General features: G+C 71.0%; 11 protein-coding genes. 7 read left to right on the top strand and 4 right to left on the bottom strand.

Annotated features, from left to right (window positions below; genetic code table 11):
• The first annotated feature begins 155 nt into the window (after window positions 1–155).
• Window positions 156–1,619: a glycoside hydrolase family 16 protein gene (locus ACTWOL_RS25990; protein WP_474299206.1), complete on the top strand. Its 1,464-nt coding sequence runs from the start codon at window positions 156–158 to the stop codon at window positions 1,617–1,619.
• Between the two features lie 13 nt (window positions 1,620–1,632).
• The gene (locus ACTWOL_RS25985; RefSeq protein WP_474299205.1) at window positions 1,633–2,577 is read left to right on the top strand and encodes a DUF1996 domain-containing protein; all 945 of its coding nucleotides are present in this window, start codon (window positions 1,633–1,635) and stop codon (window positions 2,575–2,577) included.
• A 67-nt stretch (window positions 2,578–2,644) separates the two neighbouring features.
• Here the strand turns inward: ACTWOL_RS25985 and ACTWOL_RS25980 are convergent, their stop codons facing one another.
• Together ACTWOL_RS25980 and ACTWOL_RS25975 are read right to left on the bottom strand one after the other, a co-directional pair.
• Window positions 2,645–2,965, bottom strand: a complete 321-nt coding sequence (locus tag ACTWOL_RS25980) for a GYD domain-containing protein (RefSeq protein WP_474299204.1) — start codon at window positions 2,963–2,965, stop codon at window positions 2,645–2,647.
• Window positions 2,966–3,063: 98 nt separating this feature from the next.
• A complete protein-coding gene (locus tag ACTWOL_RS25975) occupies window positions 3,064–4,029 on the bottom strand; it encodes a GlxA family transcriptional regulator (RefSeq protein ID WP_474299203.1) in 966 nt (321 codons plus the stop codon).
• A gap of 85 nt (window positions 4,030–4,114) precedes the next feature.
• On the opposite strand from ACTWOL_RS25975, the gene ACTWOL_RS25970 reads away from it, so the two are divergent.
• Complete coding sequence (locus ACTWOL_RS25970) at window positions 4,115–4,648, top strand: PaaI family thioesterase (RefSeq protein WP_474299202.1); 534 nt, start codon at window positions 4,115–4,117, stop codon at window positions 4,646–4,648.
• 151 nt (window positions 4,649–4,799) lie between these two features.
• Here the strand turns inward: ACTWOL_RS25970 and ACTWOL_RS25965 are convergent, their stop codons facing one another.
• Window positions 4,800–6,170 carry a cation:dicarboxylate symporter family transporter gene (locus ACTWOL_RS25965; RefSeq protein ID WP_474299201.1) on the bottom strand — a complete coding sequence of 457 codons (1,371 nt, stop codon included), beginning with the start codon at window positions 6,168–6,170 and terminating at the stop codon, window positions 4,800–4,802.
• A 190-nt stretch (window positions 6,171–6,360) separates the two neighbouring features.
• Between ACTWOL_RS25965 and ACTWOL_RS25960 the strand changes: the two genes are divergently transcribed.
• Together ACTWOL_RS25960 and ACTWOL_RS25955 are read left to right on the top strand one after the other, a co-directional pair.
• Window positions 6,361–8,217, top strand: coding sequence for a sensor histidine kinase (locus ACTWOL_RS25960; protein WP_474299200.1), 1,857 nt, complete (start codon window positions 6,361–6,363; stop codon window positions 8,215–8,217).
• A gap of 169 nt (window positions 8,218–8,386) precedes the next feature.
• Window positions 8,387–9,082, top strand: a complete 696-nt coding sequence (locus tag ACTWOL_RS25955; RefSeq protein ID WP_474299199.1) for a response regulator — start codon at window positions 8,387–8,389, stop codon at window positions 9,080–9,082.
• Window positions 9,083–9,201: 119 nt separating this feature from the next.
• Here ACTWOL_RS25955 and ACTWOL_RS25950 read toward each other — a convergent pair whose 3' ends face one another.
• Window positions 9,202–10,227: an ATP-dependent 6-phosphofructokinase gene (locus ACTWOL_RS25950; protein ID WP_474299198.1), complete on the bottom strand. Its 1,026-nt coding sequence runs from the start codon at window positions 10,225–10,227 to the stop codon at window positions 9,202–9,204.
• Between the two features lie 384 nt (window positions 10,228–10,611).
• On the opposite strand from ACTWOL_RS25950, the gene pta reads away from it, so the two are divergent.
• On the top strand, window positions 10,612–12,693 hold the full coding sequence (pta, locus tag ACTWOL_RS25945; protein ID WP_474299197.1) for a phosphate acetyltransferase: 2,082 nt from the start codon (window positions 10,612–10,614) through the stop codon (window positions 12,691–12,693).
• The gene (locus ACTWOL_RS25940) at window positions 12,690–13,994 is read left to right on the top strand and encodes an acetate kinase (RefSeq protein ID WP_474299196.1); all 1,305 of its coding nucleotides are present in this window, start codon (window positions 12,690–12,692) and stop codon (window positions 13,992–13,994) included. The genes pta and ACTWOL_RS25940 overlap by 4 nt, the downstream gene beginning before the upstream one ends.
• Window positions 13,995–14,041 lie beyond the last annotated feature (47 nt).

Genomic DNA, 14,041 nt, shown 5'->3' with positions numbered 1-14,041 from the left:
CGGTCCATCCATCTCGCGTGCCAGGGCTCCAACTCCGTTGTGCGGCGGGGGAAATCGAGACAGCCGGGTCATTGACGGCGGCCCCATCTCCCCTTACAAGACCCTTGAGAGCGCTCTCAGAACCCCACGGCACCACCCCCCACCGGAGGTGTTCCTTGAGCACGAGCCGCATCACGACCTCCTCACGCTCACCCGTCTTCACCGCACTGCTCGCCCTGGCCGTCGCCATCGCCGGTGTTCTCGCCATCGGCGGGGCAGGGACCGCCCGAGGTGCGGTTCCCTCCGCACCCGGCTGGGACCTGCGCTGGAGCGACGACTTCCAGGGCACTGCGGGCACCCTGCCCTCGTCCGCCGAATGGCAGATCGACACCGGCCACAACTACCCCGGAGGCCCCGGCAACTGGGGCACGGGCGAGATCCAGAACTACACCTCGAGCCCCGACAACGTCTCACTCGACGGCGGCGGCAACCTCCGCATCACCCCGCTGCGCGACGGTGCGGGCAACTGGACCTCGGGCCGCATCGAGACCCGCCGCGCCGACTTCAAGGCGCCGGCCGGCGGCACCCTGCGCATCGAGGGCAGGATCCGGATGCCCGATGTCACCGGCGACGCGGCACTCGGCTACTGGCCCGCCTTCTGGGCCCTCGGTGCCCCCTACCGGGGCAACTACTGGAACTGGCCCGGCATAGGCGAGTTCGACATCATGGAGAACGTCAACGGCATCAACTCCGTCTGGGGGGTGCTCCATTGCGGAGTGAACCCGGGCGGGCCGTGCAACGAGACCACCGGCATCGGCGCCAGCCGCGCCTGCCCCGGTGCGAGCTGCCAGTCCGCGTTCCACACCTACCGTTTCGAGTGGGACCGCTCCGTCTCGCCCAACGAGCTGCGCTGGTACGTCGACGGCCAGCTCTTCCACAGTGTGAACCAGAACCGTGTGGGCGCCGGGACCTGGGCCGAGATGACCGAACACGCCGGATACTTCATCCTGCTCAATGTGGCGATCGGCGGCGCGTTCCCCGATGCGCTGGGCGGCAGGACCCCGACGGCGGCCACCGTCCCGGGCCGGGCGATGCTCGTGGACTACGTCGCGGTGTGGACCCGGGGCGGCGGTACGACCCCGCCGGGCCCGACGGACCCTCCCCCGTCCGGCTCCTCCCGGCTGTATCTGCGCACCGGCGGCAGCGCGGGTGACGCGACGGCATCGGCCACCGCGGTCACACTGGCCTCGGCGGGCGGCGTCAATCGCGACGGCACCCCGTACCAGCCTCAGGTGTTCACCTCAGGGCCGATCACCCGCCCGTACAACGGCGGGTCCACGCAGTTCGACCTGTTCGTGGACGCGGGCACGACGGTCGCGAACGGCCAGCAGGTGAAGGTGAGTTACGACCGCACCGGCGACGGCACCTGGGACCGCACGGAGACGTACCACTACTTCGCCACCGACCCCGTGCCCGGGTACGAGCGCTACACCCAGGCCGCGGGACTGAAGTCCGCCACCGGCACGCACGGCGATCTGAACGGCGGCAGGGTGCGGGTCGAGGTGTGGAGCGCGATCGGGAACGGCGGCAGCACACTCGGCACCGGCAACCAGTCCGTCGTCCGCATTCCGTTCGGCTGAGCGGAGGACCGACATGCTGATCCGCACATTTCTCGCGGGCGCGGCAGCCCTGCTCTTCCTGGCCACCGCGGGCTGCGCGCCCGGTACGGACGGCCACGGCGACAGCCACGTCCCGATGAACCACCAGGCACACACGTACTCCTACACCAAGGCCCAGGCGGCGGCGATCGTGGCTCAGGCCGCGGCGCCGCTGCGCGGCAGCGAGTTCCGCGCGGACTGCTTCTCCAGTCACCGCCGGGGCGACGACCCGATCGTCTTCCCCGGCCAGGCGGGACGCTCACACATCCACGAGTTCTACGGGAACAGGTCCGCGAACGCCTCGTCGACGCTGCAGTCGCTGAGCGCCGGCACCACCAACTGCACTCCGCGGACCGACCTCTCCTCCTACTGGACGCCCACCCTCTACCGGAACGGAGTCCCCGTGGCCCCCGAGCGGGTCACGGTCTACTACCAGGGCATCACCGCCCACACCCGCGCCGTCGCTCATCCGCGCGGACTGCGCTACGTCGTCGGCAACGCCCTGGCCACCTCACCCGACCAGAACCCGGCCGCGCGCTGGTCCTGTGTCGGCCGACCCGAGTCCGGCCGGGACTTCATGAACTGCCCGCCCGGCCACAAGCTCGAGAACTACCTCGACTTCCCCACCTGCTGGGACGGGAAGAACCTGGACAGCGCCAACCACCGCGACCACATGGCGTACGCGACCGGACAGACCTGCCCGCCGAGTCACCCCGTGATCGTGCCGCGTCTGGAACTGCTGATCACCTGGCCGGTGACCGGAGGCGGGCTCACTCTGGCGGGCACCCGTGGCGGAGTGAACGTCACCGACGCGCCCGGCTACACCTTCCACGGCGACTTCTTCAACGCCTGGGACCAGGCAGAGCTGGAGCGCCGGGTGCGGGACTGTGTCGTGGCGGGCTACATCTGCGGGACGGACGGGCGTCCGATCGAGCAGTGAGCGGCCCTGGGTGCCGCCGGGTCGGCCGGCCCGGCGGCACGCCCGCCAAGACCGGCGTCCGGGGGGATCACGCCCCCGGAGTACGGAAGTCGATCGTCTTCCTGACGGCGGTGTCGATGTCCTCCGGGCTGAGCAGCGGCACGGCCCGGGACGTCACGGCGCCCGTGGCGCGTACCGCGATGGAGGTGGCGACCATGGAGACGTCGTCGGGCATGTCGGCGACGATGTACAGATCGTCGTCACCGAGCGCGTAGTACATCCACTCGAGGGTGCCCCCGCACGACGCGAGAGTCCTCTCCACCGCTTCCCTGCGCCCCGTACCGCCCTCGGCGATCAGACCCTGGGTGCCTTCGGCGGTGTAGTTCGCCTGGATGAGGAACTTCGGCATCTCCGTCTCCCGTTTTCCGGTGCACCGCCGGACGCGGCCACGCTCCCACCCTCGGGCACCAAGGGCACAGCGGCCATCCGGAGGCGGCCGAGTGGGACTCAGACACGCCCGCGCAGGCGGGTGGCCGACGTGCCCGCTCGAGTGCGCAGCAGGAGTCGCAGCGTGCCCGGGTTCTCGTACCCGACCCGTCGGGCGATGACGGGCAGCGGCAGGGTGGTGGTCCGCAGCAGATGGCTCGCCTGCTCGACGCGCAGGTCCTGGACGAACCGAACCGGGGTCGCGCCCAGGGTGCGGGAGACGGCCCGCTGCAGCGTGCGCTCGCTGATGCCGAGGGCCCGGGCCGCCTCGGAGACCACGAGGGGCTCGTGGAGGTGCTCGCGGGCCCAGCGCTCGAAGGCCGAGACGGTGGGGTCGCTCTGGGCGAGTGCGGCGGGGATGGTGTACGCGGCCTGGGAAGGCCGGTCGTCGACCACGAGGTAGCGGGAGATGAGATCGGCGAGGGCCGGGCTGGCCGTGCGGACGACGGACAGGGCGAGGTCCAGATGGGAGAAGGCCGCCCCCGCCGTGGTGATACCGCCGGACACCGTCACCATCGAGGTGTCGTCGAGGTCGACGGCCGGATAGCGCGCCCGGAAGACGGGCGACAGCCACCAGCTTGTCGTCGCCCGCTGCCCGTCGAGCACTCCGGACTCGGCCAGCAGGAAGGTGCCCGTACAGGCGGACGCGACCGGGGTGCCGGCTGACCGGACCTCGGCGAGCAGTCCCCGGGCGGCCCGGGTGGCGTTCCCCGACACGAACGAGATCAGGGCCTCCGGCCTGCGCTCGGTGACCGCGGGCACGATCAGCAGATCGCTGTCGTGGACGGTTTCGACGGGCTCGGCGGGCACGGTGTGGCCGACTCCGCTGGTGACCCGGCGGCGGAATCCGACCGTGCGGATATCCCACTCGGGAGGGGGCTGCGGCAGCTCGCCGCGCATGGCGTTGGCGGAGTGGAGCACGTCGAGGATCGCGGACAGCCCGGAGCCGAAGACGCCGTCGAGCGCGAGGACCGCGACCTTCACCATGCCGCCTCCGTCATGACGGGAATCGTATCAACCGCGTCGGATACGACACTCCCCGGTGATGGGTCCCCGGGGTTGGATACCTGACATGAGTACGCACACCAGCGGTGAAGAGACCCTCGCGGCCCCCCGGACCCGCACACACACCTGGGGCGCGCCGGTGCGGCCGAGCGCCGGCATCCTGAAGATGACGGGACGCGAGATCCTCCAGGCGGGGATCGACGGCCGGTTCCCGGCGGCGCCGATCATGAGCACGCTCGGGTTCCGCTTCGTCGAGGTCGGCGACGGTCTCGCGGTCTTCGAGACCGAGCACGGAGAGCACCTCTACAACCCGATGGGCAGCGTGCACGGCGGCTTCCTCACCGCCGTGATGGACGCGGCGCTCAGCTCGGCCGTGATGAGCCGGCTGCCCGCGGGGTCGACGTACACGACCACCCAGATCAACGTGAATCTGATCCGGCCGGTCTTCGCCGACACTCCGCCGCTGCGGGTCACGGGCACGGCGCTGCACGTCGGGCGCACCACGGCGACGGCCGAGGCCCGGGTCGTGGGCGCCGAGGACGGGAAGCTGTACGCGCACGGGACGACGACGTGCGCGGTGTTCTCCTTCCCGGCGGCCTGAATTCTGATGGATCTCCGTGACGCCGCGGAGATCCCGCCAGAAGCCCCCTACGGGCCCCGGCGCGGCGGCCGGGGCCCGTAGGGCGGATCGCCCGAGGGGGGTGGGCGATCCGGGTGGCAGGCGGCCCGGGGAGGAGGGCACGCTCTGCGGCTCAGACCTTCGCGGCCGGCACCTGCGTCCGCTCCTCGCGCTGTTCGGGTACGTCGGCCGCGGCGGGCGCGTGGTCGTCGACGAACGTCTGCTCGTCGAACGGAATCCGTCCGGCGAGGACCTCGGCGACCCGCTCCTTGTCGATCTCCTTGGTCCAGGTGCCGATGAGTACGGTCGCGACGGCGTTGCCGGCGAAGTTGGTGAGGGCGCGGGCCTCGCTCATGAAGCGGTCGATGCCGACGATGAGGCCGACGCCGTCCACGAGCTCCGGCTTGTGCGACTGGAGGCCGCCCGCGAGGGTGGCCAGTCCCGCGCCGGTGACTCCCGCCGCGCCCTTGGACGCGATGATCATGAAGATCAGCAGCGAGATCTGCTCACCGACCGACAGCGGGGTACCCATCGCCTCGGCGACGAAGAGGGAGCCCATCGTCAGATAGATCGCGGTGCCGTCCAGGTTGAACGAGTATCCGGTCGGCACGGTGATGCCGACGACGGGCTTCGAGACGCCCAGGTGCTCCATCTTCGCGATCAGGCGCGGCAGTGCCGACTCCGACGACGAGGTGGAGAGGATCAGCAGGAACTCCCGGCCCAGGTACTTCAGCAGGGCGAACAGATTCACACCGGACACCAGGCGGAGCAACGTGCCCAGCACCACCAGGACGAAGAGCGCACAGGTGATGTAGAAGCCGATCATGATGACGGCGAGGGACTTCAGCGCGTCGATGCCCGTCTCACCCACCACCGCGGCGATCGCGCCGAAGGCGCCCACCGGAGCGACCCACATGATCATCGCGAGGATGCGGAAGACGAGCCGCTGGATGTGGCCGATACCGCGCAGGATCGGCTCCCCCGCCGTGCCCATGGCCTGCAGGGCGAAGCCCGCCAGAAGGGCGACCAGCAGCGTCTGGAGCACCATCCCCTCGGTGAACGCGGAGACCAGGGTCTTCGGGATGATGCCGAGCAGGAAGTCCGCGGTGCTCGCGCTCGCGCCCGTCGCCTGCTTCTCGCCCGCCGCCTTCACGGCCTCGGTGAGGTGGAGACCGGAACCGGGCTCCAGGATGTTGCCGACGACCAGGCCGATACCGAGGGCGACGGTCGACATCACGAGGAAGTAGCCGAGCGCGAGCCCGCCGACCGCGCCGACCTTGGCGGCCTTGCGGACCGAGCCCACGCCGAGCACGATCGTGCAGAAGATGATCGGCGAGATCATCATCTTGATCAGGTTCACAAACCCGGTGCCGATGGGCTTGAGCTCGACGGCGACGCCCGGCGCCGCGAAGCCCACGATGATGCCGAGGGCGACGGCACCGATGACGGCGAGATACAAATAGTGGGTGCGGTCCCGCCTTGCGGCTTTTGGTGCGGTTGCCACGGGGATTCCTCCTCGGCCTGGTGAAACGTCCACGTCCCTTTGGACTGCCACGACTGTTCGTTACCGACGCGTTGTGGACATCGGCGGGAACGAAGCCGGGCTTGTGTCGGTTCACCGTCCACCACCCTGTGACGCTGGTCACCCTTACGTACGTTTCGTTCACACGAATCCGGCCAGGCAGACTTACGCCATGCACATTCGGCAGCCCCGGAGCCTCGCCGGCCAGCTCTTCGCGATGCAGGTCGTGCTGGTCGCCGCGATCGTGGCCGGGTGCGCGGTGTTCGCCTACCTCACCGACCGCGCCCAGGCCGAGGAGACCGCACGGCGGCAGACGGTGGCGACCGCGACGGCGGTGGCCGACTCGCCGTCGGTCGTGGCGGCCGCCCGGGAGGCGGGGAAGTCCGCGCCGGACGCCGGGCCCCGTGACGGGGCCGCCTCCGCGAGGGCCACAAGGGTGGCGAAGGCGAGCGCGGTGCTCCAGCCCTATGCCGAGAAACTGCGCAAGGACTCCGACGTCGACTTCGTGGTGATCATGGCACCGGACGGGACGCGCTGGACCCACCCGGAGCCGGAGCAGATCGGCCGCACCTACATCGGCCACACCGACGAGGCGCTGCGCGGACGCACGTTCTCGGAAACGCACACGGGAGTGCTCGGGCGATCGGTGCGGACGGTGACCCCGGTGCGGGACGGCAGCCGGATCGTCGCGCTCGTCAGCGCGGGCATCACCATCGAGAGAATCAGCGCACAGGTCCGTCAGCAGGTCGCGGCGCTGCTGGGGATGGCCGGGGGCGCCCTGACGCTGGGCGGTGCCGGCACCTATGTGATCAACGCCAGGCTGCGGCGCCACACACACGGGATGAACGCCGCCGAGCTCAGCCGGATGCACGACTACCACGAGGCCACGCTGCACGCGGTACGCGAGGGACTGCTGATGCTGGACGGACAGCGACGGGTGGCCCTGATCAACGACGGCGCCCGGGAGCTGCTGGGTCTGGGCACCGACGTCGTGGGCCTGGGCGCGGACGAGCTCGGCCTGCCGCCCGGGATCACCGGTGCCCTGCTGGCCAGCGAGCCGCGCGTGGACGAGCTGTATCTGACCGCGGACCGGGTGCTCGTCGTCTCCACCCAGCCGGTGGTCGGCGGGGAACGCCGCGGCACCGTCGTCACCCTGCGGGATCACACCGAACTGCAGTCCCTCACGGGCGAGCTGGACTCCGAACGCGGATTCACGCAGGCACTGCGCGCCCAGGCCCACGAGGCCGCGAACCGTCTGCACACCGTGGTCTCGCTCATCGAGCTGGGCCGCGCGGACCAGGCGGTCCACTTCGCCACCGCGGAGCTGGAGCTGGCCCAGGCCCTCACTGACCGTGTGGTCAGCGCGGTCGCCGAACCCGTTCTGGCCGCCCTGCTGCTGGGCAAGGCCGCCCAGGCCAATGAAAGCGGGGTGGAGCTGGTCCTCACGGACGACAGCCGCATCGACGACGGTGTGCTGCCCCCGTGGCTCCCCGCGCGTGACCTGGTGACCATCCTGGGCAATCTCATCGACAACGCGGTCGAGGCGGCGTCGCCCGCCACGCCCTCGGCGACCGAAGGCGATGAGCCGGCCGGTCCCGGCGGGCCGGAGGGAGCCGTGGCCGAAGAGCCGCCGGAGGCGGACGCGGAGCCGCCGGGCGCGGAGCCTTCGGGCGCGGAAACGGCACCGGGTGCGGAATCCGCACCGAGCGCAGGTGCAGGCGCGGGCGTGCCGTTGCCCCGTCCCCGGACGGATGCCACCCGGCCACGGGTCACCGTCTCCGCCCGTACCGCAGAGGGCGAGCTCGTTCTGCGCGTCGGCGACAGCGGCCCGGGAGTGCGCACCGGGGACACGGACGCCGTGTTCGAGCGCGGATGGTCGACCCGGGGGCCGGGCAGAGGGCTCGGCCTGGCACTCGTACGACAGGCCGCGCACCGGGGTCATGGGACCGTCGAGATCGCCCGGAGCCCGGACGGCGGTGCGCAGTTCACCGTCCGGCTGCCGCTGCGCGTCGCGGGGGTGAGCGTATGAACGCGCCGGACACCTCCCGCAGACCCGGCACACCCCGGAGACCCGGCACGGCACCTCCTCTGCCGGGCACACCGGGGGCGTCGCGGACATCAGCGACGCAGGCACGGACACAGGCACCGGCTTCGGCTTCGGCTTCGGCTTCGGCTTCGGCTTCGGCGGAGGTGACCCCGTGAACCCGGTCCCGCCCGAGGCCATCCGTGTGCTCGTCGTCGAGGACGACCCCGTCGCGGCCGACGCGCACGCGCTCTATGTCGGACGCGTACCCGGCTTCGCCGTCGCCGGCGTGGCCCACTCGCGCGCCGGGGCGCACCGGCTGCTGGAGCGGACACCCGTCGACCTGATCCTGCTGGATCTGTATCTGCCCGACGGGCACGGGCTCCAGCTGCTGCGGTCGCTGCGCGCGGCAGGGCACGGGGCGGACGTCATCGCCGTCACCTCCGCCCGCGACCTGGCGGTCGTCCGCGAGGGGGTGTCACTCGGGGTCGTCCAGTACGTCCTCAAGCCGTTCACGTTCGCCACCCTGCGCGACCGCCTCGCCCGGTACGCCGAGTTCCGCGCCACGGCCGGCGAGGCGTCCGGTCAGGACGAGGTCGACCGTGCGCTCGCGACCCTCCGCGCACCGCAGCCCGCGGCGCTCCCGAAAGGCCTGAGCGCACCCACGCTCGAAGCCGTGACCCGGACGCTGCGCGACAGCGCGGAAGGGCTCACCGCGGCCGAGGCCGCGGCCACCGTCGGGATTTCCCGGATCACCGCGCGCCGCTATCTGGAACATCTGGTCTTCGCGGGCCTGGCGGACCGCAGCCCCCAGTACGGACAGATCGGCCGCCCCGAGCTCCAGTACCGCTGGATCCCGTCCGGCCGCTGACGCCGCGCAGGTGCCCCGGGCCGACTGCCGGAAACCCGACCGAGAAACCCGACGCAGAAGACCGACGCCAGAAGACCGGTGTCATAACCGGTGTCATGAGACCGGTGTCATGAGCGGCGTCAGAAGACCGACTCCGCCTCGTAGACACGGTCCAGCGGAACCGTCTTCAGCCGGGTGACCGCCTCCGCCAGGGGCACCAGCACGACCTGCGTGCCGCGTAGCGCGGTCATCTTCCCGAAGTCGCCCCGGTGTGCGGCCTCCACGGCGTGCCAGCCGAAACGGGTCGCGAGCACCCTGTCGTACGCGGTCGGCACCCCACCGCGCTGGACGTGCCCGAGGATGACGGGCTTGGCCTCCGTGCCCAGCCGGCGCTCGAGTTCGTCGGCGAGGCGGTTGCCGATGCCGGCGAAGCGCTCGTGGCCGTACTGGTCGATCGCGCCCTTCTCGTAGTCCATCGAGCCCTCGGCGGGGTGCGCGCCCTCGGCGACGCAGACGACCGCGAACTTCTTGCCGCGTGCGAAGCGTTCCTCGACCATCTTCACCAGGTCGTCGACCTCGAAGCGGCGCTCGGGCAGACAGATCCCGTGGGCACCGCCCGCCATCCCGGACTCCAGCGCGATCCAGCCCGCATGGCGTCCCATCACCTCGACGACCATGACCCGCTGGTGTGATTCGGCCGTCGTCTTGAGACGGTCGATCGCCTCGGTGGCGACGGTGACGGCGGTGTCGAAACCGAAGGTGCGGTCGGTCGCGGAGATGTCGTTGTCGATGGTCTTCGGCACACCGACGACGGGCATACCGGCCTCGGCCAGCAGCCGGGCCGCGGTGAGGGTGCCCTCGCCGCCGATCGGGATGAGGACGTCGATACCGTAGCGGCGGGCCAACTCCTCGCAGTTCTCTGCGGCTTCGCGCAGCCGGTCCCGTTCCAGCCGGGCGGAACCGAGGATGGTTCCGCCGCGGGCGAGGATGCCGCTGACCGCGTTGAGGTCCAACGGGCGGTAGTGGCCGTCGAGCAGGCCCTTGAATCCGTCCTCGAACCCGATGACTTCGTCGCCGTAACCGGTCAGGGCCCGGTGCACGACCGAACGGATCACTGCGTTCAGGCCGGGGCAGTCGCCGCCCGCGGTGAGCACTCCGATGCGCATCGTGCCGTCTCTCCTGGTCGCTGGTGGTACATGCGGCTGATGGCTGATATACGCGACGCCACTGTCAATTCTTCCACGCCGGGTCCGGACCGCGCCCCTCCCGGCGCTCCGTGCCACTCCCGGTGCTCCGGCCGCCCCTCCCGGCGCTCCGTGCCCCTTTCCGCGCTCCGTCCCGCACTCCCGGGCTCCAGCCACACGCGGCGGGCGCCCTATCCACCCGCAGGGGTATTGTCAAGAGGGCAATGCCACCCTATCGGGGTTTTTCCAGCATGCCAGCTTGACCGGTGGACGCCGAGCAGCGCGACGGCCCGACGTCTGCACTCGACACCCGGGGGCACACGCCACAGAACGCACCGCACTCGACACAGGAACAGGAGATCACGCGTGACGCGCAGCGTGTACGTGACCGGGATCGACCGCGGGGACGGCCGCCAGGTGGTGGAGCTGGGAGTCATGGAACTCCTGACCCGCCAGGTGGACCGGGTGGGGGTGTTCCGCCCCCTGATGCACGACGGACCCGACCGCCTGTTCGATCTCCTGCGTGTCCGCTACCGGCTCTCCCAGGATCCGGCGTCCGTGTACGGCATGACCTACGCCGAGGCGGCCGCGCTCCAGGCCGAGAAGGGCACCGACGAGCTGGTGTCCACGCTGGTCGAGCGCTTCCTCACGGTGGCGCGGGACTACGAGGTGGTCCTCGTGCTCGGCACGGACTTCCACGACACCCAACTCCCCGACGAGCTGGCGCTGAACGCCCGGCTGGCCAACGAATTCGGTGCCTCGGTGATACCCGTGGTCGGCGGCAAGAGCCAGCCGGCGGAGTCCGTACGCGCCGAGACCCGCAACGCCCACCGCGCCTACGAGGTCCTCGGCTGCGACATCCTCGCGATGGTCGTGAACCGGGTGGCGCCGGAGGACCGCGAGGTGATCGCCGAACGGCTGGCGGCCCGCGTACCCGTCCCCTGCTATGTGCTCCCCGACGAGCCGGCTCTGGCCGCGCCCACGGTCGCTCAGGTCACCCACGCCCTGGGGGCGACCGTGCTGCTCGGGGACGACTCGGGGCTCGCCCGGGACGCACTCGGCTTCGTCTTCGGCGGCGCGATGCTGCCGAACCTGCTGAAGGCCCTGACACCCGGCTGCATGGTCGTCACTCCCGGCGACCGCGCCGACCTGGTGGTCGGCGCTCTCGCCGCCCACTCCGCGGGCACCCCGCCCATCGCGGGCCTGCTGCTCACGCTCGACGAGCGGCCCGCCGACGCGATCCTGACCCTGGCCTCCCGGCTCGCGCCCGGCACCCCGGTGATCTCGGTGCCCGGAGGATCCTTCCCCACCGCAGCGGAACTCTTCGCGATGGAAGGGAAGTTGAGCGCCGCCACCCCGCGCAAGGCGGAGACCGCGATCGGCCTGTTCGAGCGCCATGTCGACACGACGGGCCTGCTCGACCGCGTCGAGGTCGCACGCACCGGCCGGGTGACCCCGATGATGTTCGAGCACGATCTGCTGGAGCAGGCCCGCGCCGACCCGCGCCGGGTCGTCCTGCCCGAGGGCACCGAGGAGCGCGTGCTGCGCGCCGCCGACGTACTGCTGCGCCGCGACGTCTGCGACCTGACCCTGCTCGGCGACCCCGATGTGATCCGCAAGAAGGCCGCCGACCTCGGTATCGACCTCGGCGAGGTCCAGCTGATCGACCCGGTCACCTCCGAGCTGCGTGAGCGCTTCGCCGAGCTGTACGCGAAACTGCGCGCCCACCGCGGTGTGACGGTGGAGCTGGCGCACGACGTCGTGGCGGACGTCAACTACTTCGGCACCCTGATGGTCGAGGAAGGCCTGGCCGACGGCATGGTCTCGGGCGCGGTGCACTCCACGGCGGCGACCATCCGGCCCGCCTTCGAGATCATCAAGACCAAGCCGGATGCCGGGATCGTCTCCTCGGTCTTCTTCATGTGCCTGGCCGACCGGGTCCTGGTGTACGGCGACTGCGCGGTCAACCCCGACCCGGATGCCGAGCAACTGGCGGACATCGCGGTGCAGTCGGCGGCCACCGCCGCCCGCTTCGGCGTCGAGCCGCGGATCGCGATGCTGTCGTACTCCACCGGTACCTCGGGTTCGGGGGCCGACGTGGACAAGGTGCGCGAGGCCACCGGACTGGTGCGCGAGCGGCACCCCGAGCTCAAGATCGAGGGCCCGATCCAGTACGACGCGGCGGTCGCGCCGTCCGTCGCCGCTACCAAGCTGCCGGACTCCGAGGTGGCGGGCCAGGCGACCGTGCTGATCTTCCCCGACCTCAACACCGGGAACAACACCTACAAGGCCGTGCAGCGCTCGGCCGGGGCCGTGGCCGTCGGACCGGTGCTCCAGGGGCTGCGCAAGCCGGTGAACGACCTCTCGCGCGGCGCTCTGGTCAGCGACATCGTCAACACGGTCGCGATCACCGCGATCCAGTCCCAGGCCGAGGAGCTCCCCGCATGACCGCCACCGCCAACGCCACGCCCGATACCACGGGCGACGCCGGCGCCACCCGCGTCCTGGTACTGAACTCCGGCTCCTCGTCGGTCAAGTACCAGCTGCTGGACATGCGCGACGGCTCCCGCCTCGCCGTCGGCCTCGTCGAGCGCATCGGCGAGCAGACGTCACGGCTGGTCCACACCGCCCTGTCCGGCCCCGGCGCCGGAACGCGTGAGCACGCGGGCCAGGTCCCGGACCACGAGGCGGCCCTGAAGGCCGTGGCCGGAGAGCTGGCGCAGGACGGGCTCGGTCTGGACTCCGCCGAACTCGCGGCGATCGGCCACCGGGTGGTGCACGGCGGGCTGAGGTTCACGGCACCCACCGTCGTCGACGACGAGGTGCTGGCGGAGATCGAGAGCCTGGTCCCGGTGGCGCCGCTGCACAACCCCGCGAACATCACGGGCATCCGCACCGCACGCGCGCTGCGTCCGGACCTGCCGCAGGTCGCCGTCTTCGACACCGCCTTCCACACGACGATGCCGGAGTACGCGGCGCGCTACGCGCTGGACACCGAGACCGCGGACGCGCACCGGATCCGCCGCTACGGCTTCCACGGCACCTCGCACGCGTACGTCTCGCGCAAGACCGCCGAACTGCTGGGCAAGGCACCCGAGGACGTCAACGTCATCGTGCTGCACCTGGGCAACGGCGCGTCGGCGTCGGCGGTCGCCGGCGGCCGCTGTGTGGACACCTCGATGGGGCTGACCCCGCTGGAGGGGCTCGTCATGGGCACCCGCTCGGGCGATCTCGACCCGGCGGTGATCTTCCACCTCGGCCGGGTGGCCGGGATGTCCCTGGACGAGATCGACACACTGCTCAACAAGAAGAGCGGTCTGATCGGGCTCTGCGGCGACAACGACATGCGGGAGATCCGCCGGCGGATCGACGAGGGCGACCGCAGTGCGCTGCTCGCGTTCGAGATCTACGTCCACCGGCTGAAGAAGTACATCGGCGCCTATTACGCGGTCCTCGGCCGGGTGGACGCGGTGGTGTTCACGGCGGGGGTCGGTGAGAACGCCCCCTCGGTGCGGGAGGCTGCCATCGCCGGTCTGGAGGAGCTGGGGCTTGTGGTGGACGCGGAGCTGAACGCCGTACGGTCGGGTGAGCCGCGGCTCGTCTCGCCGGAACACGCGCGGGTCGCGGTCGCGGTGGTGCCGACGGACGAGGAGCTGGAGATCGCCCGGCAGACATTCGCCTTGATCGGAAAAGCATCGAACGGGCACGAACCGGTGGGGCGCGAACCGGCCGGAGATGTTCACGCCTGAGCGGCAGCGCGCCCATTTGTACTTTCCCCCAGACGGAATATTCCGCC

Source organism: Micromonospora sp. IBHARD003 (assembly GCF_056106285.1).
Note: the sequence above shows the minus strand (reverse complement) of the source record. Positions and strands in the feature narration are given on the sequence as shown.

Bases quoted from the DNA above. Each gene is read 5' to 3' on its own strand.
- ACTWOL_RS25975 (WP_474299203.1), bottom strand. From the start codon at position 4,029: ATGGTGAAGGTCGCGGTCCTCGCGCTCGACGGCGTCTTCGGCTCCGGG.
- ACTWOL_RS25950 (WP_474299198.1), bottom strand. From the start codon at position 10,227: ATGCGCATCGGAGTGCTCACCGCGGGCGGCGACTGCCCCGGCCTGAAC.
- ACTWOL_RS25940 (WP_474299196.1), top strand. From the start codon at position 12,690: ATGACCGCCACCGCCAACGCCACGCCCGATACCACGGGCGACGCCGGC.
- ACTWOL_RS25980 (WP_474299204.1), bottom strand. From the start codon at position 2,965: ATGCCGAAGTTCCTCATCCAGGCGAACTACACCGCCGAAGGCACCCAG.
- ACTWOL_RS25970 (WP_474299202.1), top strand. From the start codon at position 4,115: ATGAGTACGCACACCAGCGGTGAAGAGACCCTCGCGGCCCCCCGGACC.
- ACTWOL_RS25985 (WP_474299205.1), top strand. From the start codon at position 1,633: ATGCTGATCCGCACATTTCTCGCGGGCGCGGCAGCCCTGCTCTTCCTG.
- ACTWOL_RS25960 (WP_474299200.1), top strand. From the start codon at position 6,361: ATGCACATTCGGCAGCCCCGGAGCCTCGCCGGCCAGCTCTTCGCGATG.